The sequence below is a fragment of the Enterobacter sp. EC_64 genome, assembly GCF_019584165.1.
In the GTDB taxonomy this organism is placed as follows: Bacteria; Pseudomonadota; Gammaproteobacteria; order Enterobacterales; family Enterobacteriaceae; genus Enterobacter; species Enterobacter roggenkampii.
In genome coordinates this window covers 1-16681 of sequence record NZ_VDAS01000035.1, presented here as the reverse complement: position 1 = coordinate 16681, position 16681 = coordinate 1, and the positions used below count along the sequence as shown (strand labels likewise).

Sequence of the window (16681 nt, the reverse complement as noted above, 5' to 3'; positions counted from 1 at the left end):
TCCTGTACAGGTGATGGTTAGGGTTATACCGGCGCGACCAGATAGCGAATAGCCGGTGATGTTGTGCCCTGATGAAAAGCCAGAACGCGGCTCTGCAGCAGGAGGTCATTCATGGTGTGGCGCTCCTGCTGGCGCAGATGCTCAATCCAGGAGCCCATCAGGAAGGTCTCGATAAACAGGCCGGGGCGCTCGATATCCTCGTACACCGCCCAGCTCATCGCCCCGGCGCGGCGGCGTACCCGGCGCAGCTCGTGGACCGCCTGCAAAAACGCTTTCGCGTTGTGCGGGTCAATGATGTACTCGTGCGAGACCAGCACCGGGCCGCGCTCGTTCGGCAGGTCGATCTCCACGCCGTCCAGCGGCTGGCCGCTCAGGTCGAGGTTCAATTCCGGGTCTTTCTCCAGCTTCCAGCGGAACACGGTGGCGCTTGCCAGCACCATCCCCAGCGTGGCGACCACCAGCGCGGTCGGGGTGCCGAACTGCGACGCGATCTGCCCCCAGATGGCGCTGCCCGTGGTCATCGAGCCGAAGAACACCGTCAGGTAGACCGCGAGCGCGCGGGCCTTCACCCAGCGGGCGGCGCTGCGCTGGGCGCCGAGATTGAGGGTAGAGAGCACCGCAATCCACGCGAAGCCGGTGAAGAACTCAAACAGGTTGAGCAGCCAGACGTGGCGCACGAACGCCAGCGCCAGCATGGTGAGGGCAAAGACCAGGCTGGCGGCCACCATCAGCCGGTCGGCGTTCAGCCGCTGGCGCAGGCGCGGCAGCAGGATGGCCCCGGCAATGGCGCCCAGGCCAATGCACGCCAGCATCACGCCGTAGCCCGCCGGGCCTAAGCCCAGCTCGCGGCGCGCCACCAGCGGCAGCAGCGCCCAGCCCGCGCTGCCGAAAACGAAGAAGGCCACGGTGCGTACCAGTACGTTGCGCAGCACCGGGGCGGCGTGCACGTAGCGAATGCCGGAGCGCACCGCGGAGAAGAAGTGCTCCGGCGGCAGACGCTGCACGGACGGCGCCGGACGCCAGCGCCACAGCACCCACGCCACGCCGACCACGGACAGCGCGTTCAGGGCAAACACCATCCACGGCCCGGCGAGCGAAAGCAGAAAACCGCCCAGCGCGGGGCCAATCGCCCGGCTGATGTTCACCCCGAGCGAGTTCAGCGCCACGGCGGCGCCCAGCTCCGGCTTGCTCACCAGATCGGGCACCACGGCCTGGAACGGCGGCGAGCTCATCGCCGCGCCCACGCTCAGCAGAAACGTCGCCACCAGCAGCACGGCGGGGGTGACGTGTCCGGTGAAGGAGAGCGCCGTCAGCCCGGCGGCGGCGATGAACACCCACAGCTGGGAGAAGAGCAGGTATTTACGTCGGTCGACGATGTCCGCCATCACCCCGGACGGCAGGGCAAAGAGGAACATCGGCAGGCTGCTGGCCGCCTGCACCAGCGCGATATCCAGCGGGTCGGCGCTCAGGGTCAGCATGCTCCAGTTGATGCCGACGTCGCTCATCCATGAGCCGACGTTAGAGACCACCGTGGCGATCCACAGCATGCGGAACACCGGCTGGCTCAGCGGCTGCCAGGGTGAAACCGTCGGTGCGGGCGTCGTCTCGACGTGTGCGTCGCGAACGTCGTTAACCTGGGTCATGCGAACCTCTCCGTTGCCTTACGCTGCAGCCGCCACTGGCCCGGCCCGGTGAGGGCGAGAGTGGTGAAGATAATCAGCAGCAGCCAGCCAAATTGCCCTTCGGCAATCGACCAGTTCGGGTGGACCGCCAGCATCGCCACCAGCAGCACGGCGATAATCGGCAGGCACGCCAGGCGGGTCTAGACGCCCGCAATGATCAACAGCGGGCAGATCACCTCGGCGACAATCGCCGGGATCAGGCTGGCGTAAGGCCCGAAGCCGAACGGATCTTCAATACGCGTCAGCTCTTCGCTGAAGTGCAGCACCTTCGGCAGGCCGTGCACGTAGAGCAGCAGCAGGCTGCCGGTCAGGCGCAGGAAGAACAGCCCCAGGTCGATCCGGGGCGGCATAGTGGTGTTTTTCATCAGAATGCAAAGCAGCTGCAGCCCAGCGCCCCCCAGAAAGCGTTATCGTCGGACACCGGCATCGCTGACGTGCGGGCGAAGTCATGCTGGTGGCTGTGAACCCCGCACGGCCCGCTGCAGTGGTGGACGGCGCTCATACCCACGCGGGCGGCCTGCGGCGGCGCGCTGCGGTAGTGGCCCGGCACCTTGACCACCGGGGACCACTCGGGCAGGACCGGGATGGCCGGCGGCGCGAGCGGGCCGAAGTTGCCCGCGGCATAGACGATATCGCCGTTGACCACCGTGAGAACGGATTCGATGCCCTTGATCTCCTCTTCCGGCACGCGGAAGTAGTCTTTGCTCAGCACCGCCAGGTCGGCGAGCTGGCCGACCTTGATCTGCCCCTTCTGATTCTGCTCGCTGGAGAACCACGCGCTGCCCTGGGTCCAGAGCATCAGGGCCGTATCGCGGTCCAGACGGGCGCTGTGATCGTACATCTGCATCCCGCCAACGGTGCGGCCAGAGACCAGCCAGTAGAGCGCGGTCCACGGGTTGTAGCTCGCCACGCGGGTGGCATCCGTTCCCAGGCCCACCGGTACGCCGGTCTCGAGCATTTTCGCCACCGGCGGCGTGTGGCGGGTGGCTTCGATGCCGTAACGCTCGGCAAAGTATTCCCCCTGGAAGGCCATGCGGTGCTGGACGGCAATGCCGCCGCCGAGCGCTTTGATGCGGTCGATGTTGGCCTGTGACACGGTTTCCGCGTGGTCGAAGAACCAGTGCAGGCCGTTGAACGGAATGTCGCGGTTTACCTTCTCGAACACGTCCAGCATGCGGCTGATGGATTCGTTATAGGTGGCGTGTAGGCGGAACGGCCAGCGGTGCTCCACCAGATGGCGTACCACGCGCTCCAGCTCGTCCTCCATGCCCGGCGCGAGATCCGGGCGCGGCTCGAGGAAATCTTCAAAATCGGCGGCGGAGAAGACCAGCATCTCGCCCGCGCCGTTGTGGCGGAAGAAGTCGCTGCCCTGGCCCGGCGTGAGCATGTCGGTCCATTTTTCAAAGTCTTCCAGCTCGTGGCCCGGACGCTGGGTAAAGAGGTTGTAGGCGATGCGGATGGTCATCTGCTTTTTCGCGTGCAGCTCGGCGATCACCTCGTAATCTTCCGGGTAGTTCTGGAAGCCGCCGCCCGCGTCGATGGCGCTGGTCAGCCCCAGACGGTTCAGCTCGCGCATAAACTGACGGGTGGAGTTAACCTGCTGCTCCAGCGGCAGCTTCGGCCCTTTGGCCAGCGTGGCGTAGAGGATCATGGCGTTCGGACGGGCGATCAGCATCCCGGTCGGGTTGCCGTTGGCGTCGCGTTGGATCTCCCCGCCCGGCGGGTTTGGCGTGTCTTTGGTGTAGCCGACCACCTTCAGCGCGGCGCGGTTAAGCAGGGCGCGGTCGTACAGGTGCAGGATGAAGACCGGGGTATCCGGCGCGGCGTCGTTAATTTCGTCGAGGGTCGGCATGCGGCGCTCGGCAAACTGGAACTCGGTCCAGCCGCCGACTACGCGCACCCATTGCGGCGACGGGGTGCGCAGCGCCTGCTCTTTCAGCATCCGCAGGGCGTCGGCCAGGGAGGGCACGCCTTCCCAGCGCAGCTCGAGGTTGTAGTTCAGCCCGCCGCGGATCAGGTGCAGGTGCGAGTCGTTGAGGCCGGGGATGGCGGTGTGGCCTTTCAAATCCACCACTTTGGTGCCGTCGCCGTGGTGCTGCATCACCTCGGCGACGGTACCCACTTCCAGAAATTTTCCGTCGCGCACGGCAACGGCTTCCGCGACAGGATTCTCGCGATCGACGGTGTGAAACTGGCCGTTAACCAGAATGAGATCGGCTTTACCTGGGGTATCCATAACTGCTCCTGACTGAGAGGGGAATGGTCAGGATTATGGGAACCGGTTTCGGCAAAGATCCAGTTATACAATAGGATAGGTATACCAAAGTATAACTATACCTAAGGTTAACTATACGAAGAGATAATTACGCGCGGAGAGGGAAAACCGCAGGATGAGGGTGACTTTATCGTCGCGGCGCTCGCGGCGATTTCTACCCTTAACCACTGGAAAATGCTATGACCTCTTCAAAGCTCGAAGTGTTAACCCCTGCGAACTGTCAGATCATCTTTATCGATCACCAGCCTCAGATGGCGTTTGGCGTGCAGTCGATTGACCGCCAGGTGCTGAAAAACAACACCGTGGCGCTGGCGAAAGCGGCTAAGGTGTTCAACATCCCGACCATCATCACCACCGTAGAGACCGAAAGCTTCTCCGGTAACACCTATCCTGAGCTGCTGGACGTGTTCCCGGGTCAGGACATTCTGGAGCGCACCTCCATGAACTCCTGGGACGACCAGAAGGTGCGCGACGCGCTGAAGGCCAACGGCAAGAAGAAGGTCGTGGTTGCCGGTCTGTGGACCGAAGTGTGCAACAACAGCTTTGCCCTGTGCGCGATGCTGGAAGGCGACTACGAAATTTATATGGTGGCGGACGCGTCCGGCGGTACCTCCAAAGAAGCCCACGACTACGCGATGCAGCGCATGATCCAGGCGGGCGTGATCCCGGTAACCTGGCAGCAGGTAATGCTGGAGTGGCAGCGCGACTGGGCGCGTAAAGAGACCTACACCGCGGTGATGGACATCGTGCGCGAGCACTCCGGCGCGTACGGCATGGGCGTGGATTACGCCTACACCATGGTGCACAAAGCGCCGTCTCGCCAGAAGAGCGAGCACCGCACCTTAGCGCCGGTTCCGGCTCGCTAAGTCCCGTCGGCGGGCTGGTCCCTCATCCGGCTCGCCGCTGCCTCTTTCTCTGGAGTTCACGATGAGTACTGGGCTGATATCCCTTGCGGCAGGCGTGTTGATTGGCCTGATGTATGCCGTGCTGAAGGTGCGCTCCCCCGCGCCGCCCGCGCTGGCGCTGATTGGTCTGCTGGGGATGCTGGCGGGTGAACAGGCGACGCGCCATCTCTTATCCCGCGACGGCGCCCCACCTCCTCAGGTGACCGTTCCGCAGGCGGCATCGCAGACGGGAGCGTCATCATGAAAGCATGGATAATTTCGCTGGTGTGCGGCGTGGTTGCTGGGGTAATTTACGCTCTGCTCGACGTCCATTCCCCGGCACCGCCGGTTGTCGCCCTGCTTGGCCTGTTTGGCATGCTGGTGGGTGAACAGCTCATCCCGGTGGGACGACGTTTACTGAGTCGCGAACCGCTCACCCTCGCCTGGTTTCGTCACGAATGCGTACCGAAAATCAGCGGCACGGCGCCCCCTGCGCCCGCGAAGGACCCTCGCGACGTTAAATGACTGGTTAGAGGAATAACAGCATGACGCTGCCGTGGCGCATTGCCATCATTGATGACGAACGTTCCGTCCGCAGCGGGTTGAGTAATCTCCTGGAGTCGGAAGGCTATTCAACCGACACGTTTGATTCGGCAGAGGTATTTCTGAGCCATCCGCTTGCCCTGTCCGGCGCGGCGCTGGTGATCACCGATATCAAGCTCCGGGGCATGAGCGGCCTTGAGCTGTTTGACAAGCTGCGGCTGCTGGCCGTACCGCCTCCGCCCGTGCTTTTTATCTCCGGTCATGCTGATGAAAATATGCAGCGGTACGCTCTCGGTCTGGGCGCCGCTGCTTTTTTGCGTAAGCCCATTAACATCGATATTCTGCTGGATCATATCCAGCGGGAGCTGGCCCGCCGACAATAAGGATCGCGGATGAACGAAAACGAGCAGCCTGCATTCTGGCCCGCCCAGGGGAATCTTCACCAGGGGCGGGTTTTTGTCCTTAAAGAGGATGTGATTTTTACCGTGCTGGCGCAGGAGGGCGGAATCGCCTGGATGCACGCGCGACATCCTCATTCCGGCGGCTCGTTCATTATCGCTACCGCGGTGAGCGACGAAGAGGAAGAGCGGGCTACCCGGCTGCTCAAAAACGAGTTTGCGCTGCGCGATATGCTGCAGGACAGCTGGGCCATTCGCGCCGTCGCCTCCACCCAGTACCGGGGGCGCTTCGCGCTGGTGTACGCCCCGTTTTCCTTTGAGCTGCTGGCGCGGCGCGCGGGCAGGGCGATCTCGGGGATCGCGCGCTTTATCGAGCTGGCGATCCAGATCTGCGTCCCTCTGCGCCAGATGCATCTGCAAAACCTGATCCACGGCGATATCAAGCCCGGCAGCATTTTTGTTCAGCACGATGCCACCTGCCGTCTGGGCAGCTTTGGCCTTTCCTGCACGCTCTCCGATGCTTTCTCCCAGACCCGGCTTGCCGTTTCGGGCGGTACGCCTGCGTGGATGTCGCCGGAACACACCTCCCGCACCCAGCGTCCCGTGGATAACCGCAGCGATCTCTACAGCCTCGGCATGGTGCTGTATGAACTCCTGACCGGCCGCCTGCCGTTTGAGCTGGGAGAGGACGACCAGACCAACTGGGCGCATTACCACATCGCCTCGGCGCCGCTGGCCCCGGACGCGATACGCCCGGACGTGCCGGGGATGCTGTCGACCATCATCCTGAAGCTGCTGGAAAAGCACCCCGATAACCGCTACCAGACGGTCGACGGGCTGATTGCCGACCTCCGCCGCTGCCAGGCGACGCTGACCTGCGAGGGCGACATCGTCGCCTTTACCCCCGGCCAGCAGGACCGTACCCCGGCGATCCATCTGGCGGACTCCCTGTTCGCGACCCATCCGCAGGCGAACGACGTCATTGCCGCGTTTGAGCGGGTGGGGCAGAACCGCGTGCCGGAGCTGGTGACCATCGGCGGGCCGTCGGGGATCGGCAAATCCTCGATCATTGCGACGGCGCTCAAAACGCTGCAGCAGCGCACGGTGCTGCTGGCGGTGGGCAAAGTCGATCAGTTTTCACCGTCGCTGCCCTACGGCGTATTAAGCTCCGCGTTCCGCACCCTGACGCTGCACCTGCTGGGGCTGCCGGCAGACGAGGTGGCGAAGTGGAAAATCCGCCTCTCGCGCGCCCTGGAAGGCTATGAAGAACTGGCCGTCAGCCTGGTGCCCGAGCTGGGCCTGCTGCTGGAGAGCAAGCCGCGCTTCTCGGCGGATACGTTTTCTATTGATGCCCGGGCGCGATTCAGCCATATGGTGCTGGCGCTGGTGAAAACCTTTGCCTCGCAGGGCTGCCCGCTGGTGCTGGTGCTGGACGATCTTCAGTGGAGCGATGCCGCCAGCCTGCAAACGCTCAACGCTCTGCTGGTGAACTGCGGCGCCATCCCGCTGCTGGTGGTTGTCGCTCACCGCGATATCGGCTCGTTGTCCGACCCCACGCTGCAACAGCAGCTGGCGAGCCTGCCGGAGGCGGCACAGCACGCGAGCGAGATTGTCCCGCAGGCCCTCTCGGTTAAAGCCGTGGCGCGCTGGCTGGCAACGGTGTTTCGCACCCGCAGCGCGGCGACGACCGACCTCGCCACCCTGATCCACGAGAAGACGGGCGGCAACCCGCTTTTTGTGCATGAATTTTTCCGCCGCATCGTCGACGACGGGCTGGTGGTGCATAACAAATACCAGGACAAGTGGCATTACGATCTGCAGGCGATCCGCGCCCGGCATTACACCGAAAACGTGGTCACCCTGGTGCTGGAGCAGCTCGAAGAGCTGCCCGACGAGACGCGCCGCCTGCTGGGCAGCATCGCCTGTCTCGGCGGCACGGGCGAGATGGAGATGATGTGCCGCGTGGTCGGCATGTCGATGGCGGAAATGCGCTATGCGCTGCACCCGGCGGTGATGGCGCAGCTTATCGTGCTGACGGAGAAAGCGTACTCCTTCACCCACGACCGGGTGCAGGAGGCCGCCTTTGCGCTGTTGGATCGGCATGAGAAAAGCCATCTTCACCTGACCACCGCCAGCCTGCTGGCCGACGCCGCGCGCCAGGCGGCGGGGAATGAGCTGCTGTTCCGCGCCGTACATCACGTCACGGCCGCGCTGGACAGCATCCAGCCCGCCCCGCAGCGCCAGAGGTTCCGCGAGCTGAGCCTGCTGGCCGCGCGACGCGCGAAGCGTTCGGGAGATTATCTTTCGGCGCTGAGCTATATCCAGACCGCCAGAGCGCTGGGCAACGCCGGGACGGTGTCGGACTTTATGCTCGATATCGAAGAGGCGGGCTGCGAGTTTGCGCTGGGGCACCTGGAGCGGACCCGCGAGCTGTGTGACGCCATCCTCGGCTGCCCCGGCGGGCTGACCGAAAAAGCGCTGGCGGCCAACCTGCTGGTGGAAGTCTACATTCGCCAGTCGGACAGCCGTCTGGCGCTGGAGGCGGCGCTCTGCTGGCTGGGGGTGTTTGGCATCCAGATTGGCCGCTATCCGGAAGATGCCGACTGCGACGAGGCCTGGGAACGCTTTTGCAACCGCGCAAATGACGCGCCGCAACATCTCTTTGCCCCGCTCTCGCGGATGGAGAACCCGGAAACCGAAGCGGTGATGAACCTGCTCTACAGCGCCAGCATTTGCGCCAGCTTCATCTGCCCGCGCCTGCATTTCTTACTGCTCTGCCGCATGATGCACCTGACCCTCGACCACGGCATCACCGGCGCCTCCACCACGGCGATGGCCTGGTTTGGCGTGCTGATGGGCCACCGCTACGCCGAGTATCGCCTCGGGTTTCAGTACGGCACGCTGGCCCGCGAGCTGGTGACCCGCCACGGCTACGATGCCTTTGAAGCCAAGACCCTGCTGCCGCTCGACCAGCTCAGCGTCTGGACCCAGCCTTTGTCGTTCACCATCGAGTGCGCGAAAGCCTGCTTCAGCGCGGCGGTCACCCACGGGGATATGACGATGGCCTGCTTTGCGGCCTGCCACCAGGTGATCAACTTCCTCTCGCGGGGCGATCACCTGGACGGGGTGCTGACCAGCATCGATCGCGGCCTGGCGTTCGTGCGTAAAACCCACTTCCAGGACGTGGAAAGCATTTTGATGGTGCAGCGCGGCTACGTTGAGTTCCTGCGCACGCCGGTCATCGGCACCTGGACCGCGTCGCAGGTCTTGCCCGAGGCGCTGCTTCCCGCGTCGCCGGAGCAGGCCCCGGAGCAGACCTCCACCATGCTGTTCTGGTACTGGCTCTATCGCGGCATGGCGCACTTTACCTGTGGCGAGTACGCCGACGCGCAGGCGGATCTGGAGATGGCGGGGTGGTACGCGTGGTCCGCGCCGGGGCACATCCATCTGCTGGATTACCATCTCTACAGCGCCCTGGCGCTCTCCCGTCAGTTGACGCCGGAGACCTTCTCGGCGAACCATCGCCGCAGCATTCACGCCCATTACGACAAAATCGCCCTCTGGGCGCGCATTAATCCCGGCACGTTCGCGGATAAAGAGGCGCTTATCTACGCCGAAATCGTGCGTCTGGACGGGATGAACAGCATCGCACTTGAGCAGTATGAGAAGGCGGTCCGGCTCTCCCGCGAGGGCGGATTTAATCCGATTAACGCCCTGGCCCACGAGCTGGCAGGGCGCTTTGCGCTCGCCTGCGGCTACCCGACCGCCTCAGACGCACACTTCCGTGGCGCCATTGCCGCCTGGGGTCGGGCGGGCGCGCAGGCCAAAGTGCGCCAGCTGGAGCAGGATTTCCCGCACCTGCTGGCCTCCGGGCAGGCGAGCGCCTATGACACGGTAGCGTTCGCCCAGAACGAGACCATCCGCGATCTGCAGAGCGTGATCAAAGCCTCCCGCGCGCTGTCGGAAGAGATCAACCTTGAGCGCTTAATCGAAAACCTGATGACGATCCTCCTCGAACGCGCCGGGGCGCAGCGCGGCCTGCTGCTTCGCGTGAGCGATAGCCTCATTCCGGAGATCGAGGCCAGCGCCTGGACCAGCACCGACGGCGTGCGGGTGCGGATCCTGAAAGACGTGCCGACGGCGACCGACCTGCCGCTGTCGGTGCTCGCGGCGGTGATCCGCACCGGGCAGGAGATCCGCACCGGCAGGCCGGAGGAGTTTCACCCCTTCAGCCAGGACCCCTATCTGGTGACCTCGGGGGCGGCGGTGATGTGCGTCCCGATGTTCAAACAGGCGCGGCTGGTGGGCGTGCTGTACCTGGAAAACCGCCTGATGCCGGAAGTGTTTACCGCCGAGCACTCGCGCGTGGTCAGCCTGCTGGGCGCGCAGGCGGCGGTCTCCCTGGAGACGGCGCGGCTGTACGCCGAGCTGCTGGCGGAGAACATCCAGCGCCGCCGGGTGGAGAAAGAGCTGCGCGCCAGCCAGACCTCGCTGATGCTGGGCGAGCAGATCAGCCACACCGGCAGCTGGCGCTGGGAGCTGGAGCAGGATCTGATGTTTGTCTCGGACGAGTACGCCCGCATTCTCGGCCTGCCCGAGCAGCAAAAGACGATCTCCATGGCGGAGTTTTTGACCTTCGTCCATGAGGACGATTACGCCCGCATCAGCGCCATTGTTACCCAAAGCGTGCGCGACGGGCTCTCGATGCGCGCGGAGTTTCGCGTTAAGCGTCCCGACGGCTCAACGCGCTACATCCTCGGCATTGGCGATCCGGTGGGCGTGGGCAGCGAGGTGAACGAGTATTACGGCATCATCACCGATATCACCAGCCAGCGCGCCGCGGAGGATGCCATGCGGGTGGCGCAGGCGGATCTGGCGCGGGTGTCCCGAGCCACCACCGTCGGACAGCTGACCTCCTCCATCGCCCATGAGATCAACCAGCCGCTGATGTCGATCGTCTCGAACGCCGGAGCGAGCCTGCGCTGGCTCAACCGCGAGCCCGCCCGGCTGGATAAAGTGCGGGAAGGGCTGGAAGAGATCGCCGCCGAAGGCGCGCGGGCGGGGGAGATCATTCGCAGCATTCAGTCCCTGACGCGCAAGCAGGATCCCACCTTCTCGCGCATCGACATGCACTCCCTGATCCACCATATCATCACGCTTTCGCGCAGCGAGCTGGAGCAGCGACACATAAGCGTTGATTATCTGTTGAACGCCAGCGACAGCTTTATCTCCGGCGATAGCGTGCAGATCCAGCAGGTGCTGTTGAATCTGGTGATGAACGCGGTTGAGGCGATGGCCGAGGTGAAGGAGCGTGCCAGCACCATCACCCTCAGCACCAGCAACGCGGACGGGAAGGTGATCGTTGAGATCGCCGACACCGGCAGCGGCATTGAGCCCGAGCGGCTGGAGCAGATTTTTGACTCGTTCTATTCCACCAAGCCGCAGGGAATGGGGATGGGGCTGACCATCAGCGCCAGCATTATCGAGCGCCACTGCGGGAAGCTAAGCGCGCGCCGCCGGGAGCCGCACGGCACGGTATTTGCCTTCGCGCTGCCGCTGGCCGCGCAGGAAGCGTAAACGTTACTCCGCGGGCTGGCTTTTGGTCAGGCGCTCAACGGCCCTGACCAGCTCGGCCACGGAGCGCACCTGCATTTTCTCCATCACGCGGCGGCGGTGCACCTTCACCGTGATCTCGCTGACGCCCAGCTCGGCGGCAATTTGCTTGTTCAGCATGCCGCTTATCGCCAGCGTCAGCACCTCGTGCTCGCGCGGCGTAAGGGACATGTGGCGCTGCTTCAGGGCGTAGTGCTCTTTATTGCGCTCGGCGTTGTTTTCCGCCAGCTGCAGTGCGGATTCGATGGCGTCGATCAGCGCGTTAGATTCGACGGGCTTGGTGAGGAATTCGTACGCGCCACCTTTGATGGCGAGCACCGACATCGGGATGGTGCCGTGGCCGGTGAGGAAAATAATCGGGATTTCGCGCCCGCTTTCCTTGAGGGCGTCTGCTACCTCAAAACCCGAAATGGCGGGCATTTGCATATCGAGGATCACGCACGACGGCAGATCCTCAAAGCGGTATTGCAGAAACGCTTCTGCCGATGAAAAGCCGATGGCGTTCAGGCCTGCCGATTCCAGCAGCCCGATCACGGACTGTCTGACGGCGTCATCGTCATCTACCACATACACAATGTGTTCCATTCACCGCCCCGGTGCTGATTGACATGTCGAGGATGCAAACAGTCACTACGGCGACGTAAGAGACTGTTTATGCTGCCTTTCATCTTAACACATTAACTATCATTATCATTTAACAATATGATAACCGTATGAAGTATAGCGAGCCGGGGCGGGGGCGGTGAAGGAACGAAACGCTGTTTTTATGCACCGACAAGCTCAATGCGGTTGCCGTCCGGGTCTGCGATCACCGCCTCATAAAAGCCGTCTCCGGTCAGGCGCGGAGCGCTGAGCAGCGTGCCGTTGGCCTGGGCTCGCTCGGCCATGCTGTCCACTTTTGCCTTGCTGCCGACATTGATGGCGATATGCGCCCAGCCGATAAACTCCGGGTGGGCAGGGGCGTCGGGCAGATCCGGTAGCGTCATCAGCTCGATGGTCGGACCGTCATCCAGCGTAATGAAGTGTGATTCAAACCCCGGACGATTTTTACTGACGTAGCGTTCGTTGCTGCGGCCATTAAAAACCGTTTCCCAGAACTGAACCTGGGCGTTCAGGCTGCGGGTCCAGAGTGCAACATGGGCAATATGCATAAGTTCCCTCGTGATGTGTCGGTGAGGACTTTCACCGGTAAAACAGGCTACACTCTGGTTTTGAGCGCGACAAGCTGAGGAAAAGACAATGCACTACACACTGAAAGAAAGCGACAAGGATAAAGCGGAAGGGTCAAACGGCGCGGGCGCTCTGCAGCAAAAACTGCTGGAGTCCCGTTCGATTGTGATCTCCGGTGAGATCAACCAGGAGCTGGCGCAGAAAGTGATCACCCAGATGATCCTGCTGCAAAGCGTCAGCAACGATCCGATCAAGCTGTACATCAACAGCCAGGGCGGCCACGTGGAAGCGGGCGACACCATCCACGACTTCATCAAATTCATTCGCCCGGAAGTGCACGTCATCGGCACCGGCTGGGTGGCGAGCGCCGGGATCACCATCTTCCTGGCCGCGAAAAAAGAGCACCGCTACTCGCTGCCAAATACCCGCTTTATGATCCACCAGCCGCTGGGCGGCGTGCGCGGTCAGGCGACGGATATTGAGATCGAAGCGCGCGAGATCATCCGCATGCTGGATCGCGTGAACAAGCTGATCGCTGACGCCACCGGCCAGCCGCTGGAAAAAGTGAAAAAAGACACCGACCGCAACTTCTGGATGTCCCCGGCGGAAGCGCTGGACTACGGCATCGTGGGCAAGCTGATCACCCATTATGACGAGCTGAAGCTGGACTAAGTTTTTACCGCCGTGTACGTGTCGGGTGGCGGCTACGCCTTACCCGACCTACACGCCCTCGTTTGACCCATGACAAGTTCCCCCTCTGCTTTCTTACCTATAATCGCGCCTGTTTCCCCTCTCACTGGTGCTACCCATGGCGTATCAACTGAACCTGAACTGGCCGGAATTTCTTGAGAAATACTGGCAAAAACAACCCGTTGTGCTGAAAAATGCCTTCCCGAATTTTGTCGATCCGATTACCCCGGACGAGCTGGCAGGGCTGGCGATGGAGCCGGAGGTCGATAGCCGTCTGGTGAGCCATTTCAACGGTAAATGGCAGGCCAGCAATGGCCCGTTTGAGCACTTCGACGATCTGGGCGAAACCGGCTGGTCGCTGCTGGCGCAGGCGGTGAACCACTGGCATATGCCCGCCGCAGAGCTGGTGCGTCCGTTCCGCGTTCTGCCGGACTGGCGTCTGGACGATCTGATGATCTCCTTCTCCGTGCCGGGCGGCGGCGTGGGTCCGCATATCGATCAGTACGACGTGTTTATCATTCAGGGGATGGGCAGCCGCCGCTGGCGCGTGGGCGACAAGCTGCCGATGCGTCAGTTCTGCCCGCATCCGGCGCTGCTGCATGTGGATCCGTTCGAGCCGATTATTGACGAAGATCTGGCCCCGGGCGATATCCTCTACATCCCGCCTGGATTCCCGCACGACGGCTTTACCCATGAAACGGCGCTCAACTACTCCGTCGGCTTCCGCGGGCCGAACGGCCGCGATCTGATCAGCAGCTTCGCCGACTACGCGCTGGAAAACGATCTGGGCGGCGAGCACTACAGCGATCCGGATCTGACCTGCCGCGAACACCCGGGCCGCGTGGAGCAGTACGAGCTCGATCGCATCCGTCAGATGATGATCGACATGATCGGCAAGCCGGACGATTTCACAAAATGGTTTGGCAGCTTTGTCTCCACGCCGCGCCACGAGCTGGATATCGCCGCCGCCGAGCCGCCGTACGCGCCGGAAGAGGTGCTGGATGCGCTACAGGGCGGCGAAACGCTGTCTCGCCTGAGCGGCCTGCGCGTGCTGAACATCAACGGCAGCTTCTTCATCAACAGCGAACAGCTGGAGACGGTAGACGCGAAGGCGGCGGATGCGCTGTGCCGCTACACCGAACTCGGCCAGGCCGAGCTGGGCGATGCGCTGAAAAACCCGGCGTTTGTAGAAGAGCTTACCGGGCTGATTAACCAGGGATACTGGTACTTCGACGAGTAGTGACGTTTACCGTCAATACGGCCTTAGCTTTCGGGTTAAGGCCGTTTTTTTCTGCTTTCCGCTGACATGTTCTGTCATTACCTGCGGTTATTCTTGTACTACCTAAAAAGAGAAGGGTTTTCATTGCAGTTTTTTCTGCAAATGCCGTTAACACCTATCAGGCACCCTTAATAATTACGCAATTAAAACTGAAAATAGCCTTCGGCTGGTAAGAGATAATGGGAAAATACAGAACAGATCAAGACCTGGAGCTACTTCGCTACTCAGACAACGAGATGCTGGAAGTATTGGTTAACTATCTCACCACGGATAAAGACGGGTCGACGCGTTACACTGAGTCCTTAACGGGTGAGAAAGCATTTCAGGATGCAGGTAAAAACTATAAGCAGGTTTGGCAACTCATCGGGGCGGAGCTACAACATTTCGGTGGCGATACCTTTGTTAACCTCTTCCGTGGTAACGGCGTGCTTTATAAAGTAATCCTGACGGACGTATGCAAGAAACTCTCCGTTAAAACCGATTTCTCTGCGGATACTGTCGATATTGAGCAGGCCCTTCTCGCAAAATTATTCACTGACTCCTGGGATAAAATGAATGAGGAAGAGCGCCGCAACATCCGTCGCGAACTCAAAATTGACGGGAATCTTGCTAGTGGTGCGGCACTGACGGCAATCATCACCGCAATCCGTATGGGCGGATTTATGTCCTACCAGGTGGCGATGATCGTAGCGAATGCCGTAGCGAAAGCGGTGCTGGGCAGGGGGTTGGCGCTGGCCGCCAATGCGGGACTGGTACGCGCGATTGGGATTTTTGCCGGTCCGATCGGCATGGCCATTACGGCGTTACTGACTATCCCGGCCATCAGCGGCCCGGCGTTTCGCGTTACGCTGCCTGCCGTGGTGCAAATTGCTGCCATGCGCCAGCAAATGCTAAACAAAGGTGGAGATTTCTTTTGATGAAGGAAACGTTGCTTACTATCGACTGGGTGAATGTGTACAAAGAGGTTCAAAGCGCGCTGGAAACCGGGCACGTCATTATTCGTGATGGGGTAGCGTACTGGCACGCCATGTCCGGTAAAAGCGGGATCGCTCAACACCTTCCGCTAAAAGAGGTGGTGCTGGAAACGGCCTCGATTGGCGACATCAAACAACTTATACAAATGGCACAGACCGTTCAGCTGGCTGCAGTCGGCGTCTCCACGGGGATCATCGTGGGGGCAATGGTGGTACAAACCATGTATTTGTCGAAAAAAATTGATCAACTGCAGCAGAGCATGGATCTGATCTCCGAAGATGTGCACGCGCAGAATGTTATTTTCTACATGGATAAACTGTCCCGCTACTTTGGCGTCGTGGAGTCTGCTCGCGTTATGTTGCTGGATCGCACGCTGGTGGATGAGACGCATGACGTTGCGGCACACCTCATTGTCCGAATGGGCAATGAACGCAACGAGGTTCTCTCGTTTATTGATAACTTGCTCTCCTTTGCCGATAAACTCAGCGACAGGCATTTAGAACAGGTTCTGGATTTCATTACTCTCATGCTCGATCTGGTGCCAAAAGCGATCTACATTGAGAGCCAACTTTGCGATCGCTACGGAAAATTCAGGCTGGCAGAGCACCTGATGCGCGAAAACTCACGCCGCTATGCTGCCACGCTGGAACATTATCGCCAGTGGTGTAATAGCAAAGTTAAGGAGAGCATCAGCGGTCGCGTTGAGCCACAGTCGCTTGCCTTTACCCGTAAGCAGGAAGATTTGCGTCTGTTATTTAAATCGGAAGATAACGCGCTACTGCTCCAGGAGCTGGTTTCCATCGCCCCCCTTCCTCTTAAAGCGTAATCATGATGATGCCTGGAACTTTTTCCAGGTATTCTTCTTATTTCTTGAAGCATATTTTTTTCTGACACATTTTGTCAGTCCCATCCTCTATTTTCTCTTCACTGACCAATATTGGTAGGTCTGCTCGAAACGGTAGGAAATATCATTGGAGTTTTCGACGCTCCTGCCGTTAACCAATATTGCACCAGCAACTTAATTCAAATTTCCTACAGCCCATAATGAGGTAATACATGGGAAGGTGCGAATAAGCGGGGAAATTCTTCTCGGCTGACTCAGTCATTTCATTTCTTCATGTTTGAGCCGATTTTTTCTCCCGTAAATGCCTTGAATCAGCCTATTTAGACCG

General features: G+C 61.0%; 12 protein-coding genes and 2 pseudogenes. 9 read left to right on the top strand and 5 right to left on the bottom strand.

Going from position 1 to position 16681, the window contains the following annotated elements; genetic code table 11:
* Window positions 1–23: 23 nt before the first annotated feature.
* From FHC52_RS20240 to FHC52_RS20230, 3 genes and pseudogenes are all read right to left on the bottom strand, one after another.
* Complete coding sequence (locus FHC52_RS20240; RefSeq protein ID WP_220420231.1) at window positions 24–1643, bottom strand: MFS transporter; 1620 nt, start codon at window positions 1641–1643, stop codon at window positions 24–26.
* Window positions 1640–2047: pseudogene (locus tag FHC52_RS20235) on the bottom strand (DoxX family protein). Before FHC52_RS20235 ends, FHC52_RS20240 begins: the two are co-directional and overlap by 4 nt.
* Window positions 2047–3918, bottom strand: coding sequence for an amidohydrolase (locus FHC52_RS20230; protein ID WP_128302000.1), 1872 nt, complete (start codon window positions 3916–3918; stop codon window positions 2047–2049). Before FHC52_RS20230 ends, FHC52_RS20235 begins: the two are co-directional and overlap by 1 nt.
* A 218-nt stretch (window positions 3919–4136) precedes the next feature.
* On the opposite strand from FHC52_RS20230, the gene FHC52_RS20225 reads away from it, so the two are divergent.
* From FHC52_RS20225 to FHC52_RS20205, 5 genes are all read left to right on the top strand, one after another.
* On the top strand, window positions 4137–4823 hold the full coding sequence (locus tag FHC52_RS20225; protein ID WP_008501349.1) for a hydrolase: 687 nt from the start codon (window positions 4137–4139) through the stop codon (window positions 4821–4823).
* Between the two features lie 61 nt (window positions 4824–4884).
* The gene (locus FHC52_RS20220) at window positions 4885–5106 is read left to right on the top strand and encodes a DUF1427 family protein (protein WP_024909508.1); all 222 of its coding nucleotides are present in this window, start codon (window positions 4885–4887) and stop codon (window positions 5104–5106) included.
* Complete coding sequence (locus tag FHC52_RS20215; protein WP_024909507.1) at window positions 5103–5366, top strand: XapX domain-containing protein; 264 nt, start codon at window positions 5103–5105, stop codon at window positions 5364–5366. Before FHC52_RS20220 ends, FHC52_RS20215 begins: the two co-directional genes overlap by 4 nt.
* 20 nt (window positions 5367–5386) lie before the next feature.
* Window positions 5387–5767: a response regulator transcription factor gene (locus FHC52_RS20210; RefSeq protein ID WP_008501346.1), complete on the top strand. Its 381-nt coding sequence runs from the start codon at window positions 5387–5389 to the stop codon at window positions 5765–5767.
* A 9-nt stretch (window positions 5768–5776) separates the two neighbouring features.
* Complete coding sequence (locus tag FHC52_RS20205; protein ID WP_220420230.1) at window positions 5777–11359, top strand: ATP-binding sensor histidine kinase; 5583 nt, start codon at window positions 5777–5779, stop codon at window positions 11357–11359.
* A gap of 3 nt (window positions 11360–11362) precedes the next feature.
* Here the strand turns inward: FHC52_RS20205 and FHC52_RS20200 are convergent, their stop codons facing one another.
* A complete protein-coding gene (locus FHC52_RS20200) occupies window positions 11363–11980 on the bottom strand; it encodes a response regulator transcription factor (protein ID WP_220420229.1) in 618 nt (205 codons plus the stop codon).
* A gap of 179 nt (window positions 11981–12159) precedes the next feature.
* Window positions 12160–12546 carry a VOC family protein gene (locus FHC52_RS20195; RefSeq protein WP_126287572.1) on the bottom strand — a complete coding sequence of 129 codons (387 nt, stop codon included), beginning with the start codon at window positions 12544–12546 and terminating at the stop codon, window positions 12160–12162.
* An 82-nt stretch (window positions 12547–12628) separates the two neighbouring features.
* On the opposite strand from FHC52_RS20195, the pseudogene FHC52_RS20190 reads away from it, so the two are divergent.
* The 4 genes and pseudogenes from FHC52_RS20190 to FHC52_RS20175 all read left to right on the top strand — a co-directional run.
* Window positions 12629–13237: pseudogene (locus FHC52_RS20190) on the top strand (ATP-dependent Clp protease proteolytic subunit); the annotation flags it as partial.
* Between the two features lie 136 nt (window positions 13238–13373).
* Window positions 13374–14495: a cupin domain-containing protein gene (locus FHC52_RS20185; protein WP_023326636.1), complete on the top strand. Its 1122-nt coding sequence runs from the start codon at window positions 13374–13376 to the stop codon at window positions 14493–14495.
* 218 nt (window positions 14496–14713) lie between these two features.
* Window positions 14714–15451 (top strand): DUF3944 domain-containing protein, encoded by a 738-nt coding sequence (locus FHC52_RS20180; protein ID WP_126287573.1) that lies wholly within the window; start codon window positions 14714–14716, stop codon window positions 15449–15451.
* Window positions 15451–16335, top strand: a complete 885-nt coding sequence (locus tag FHC52_RS20175; RefSeq protein ID WP_008501339.1) for a hypothetical protein — start codon at window positions 15451–15453, stop codon at window positions 16333–16335. Before FHC52_RS20180 ends, FHC52_RS20175 begins: the two co-directional genes overlap by 1 nt.
* Window positions 16336–16681 lie beyond the last annotated feature (346 nt).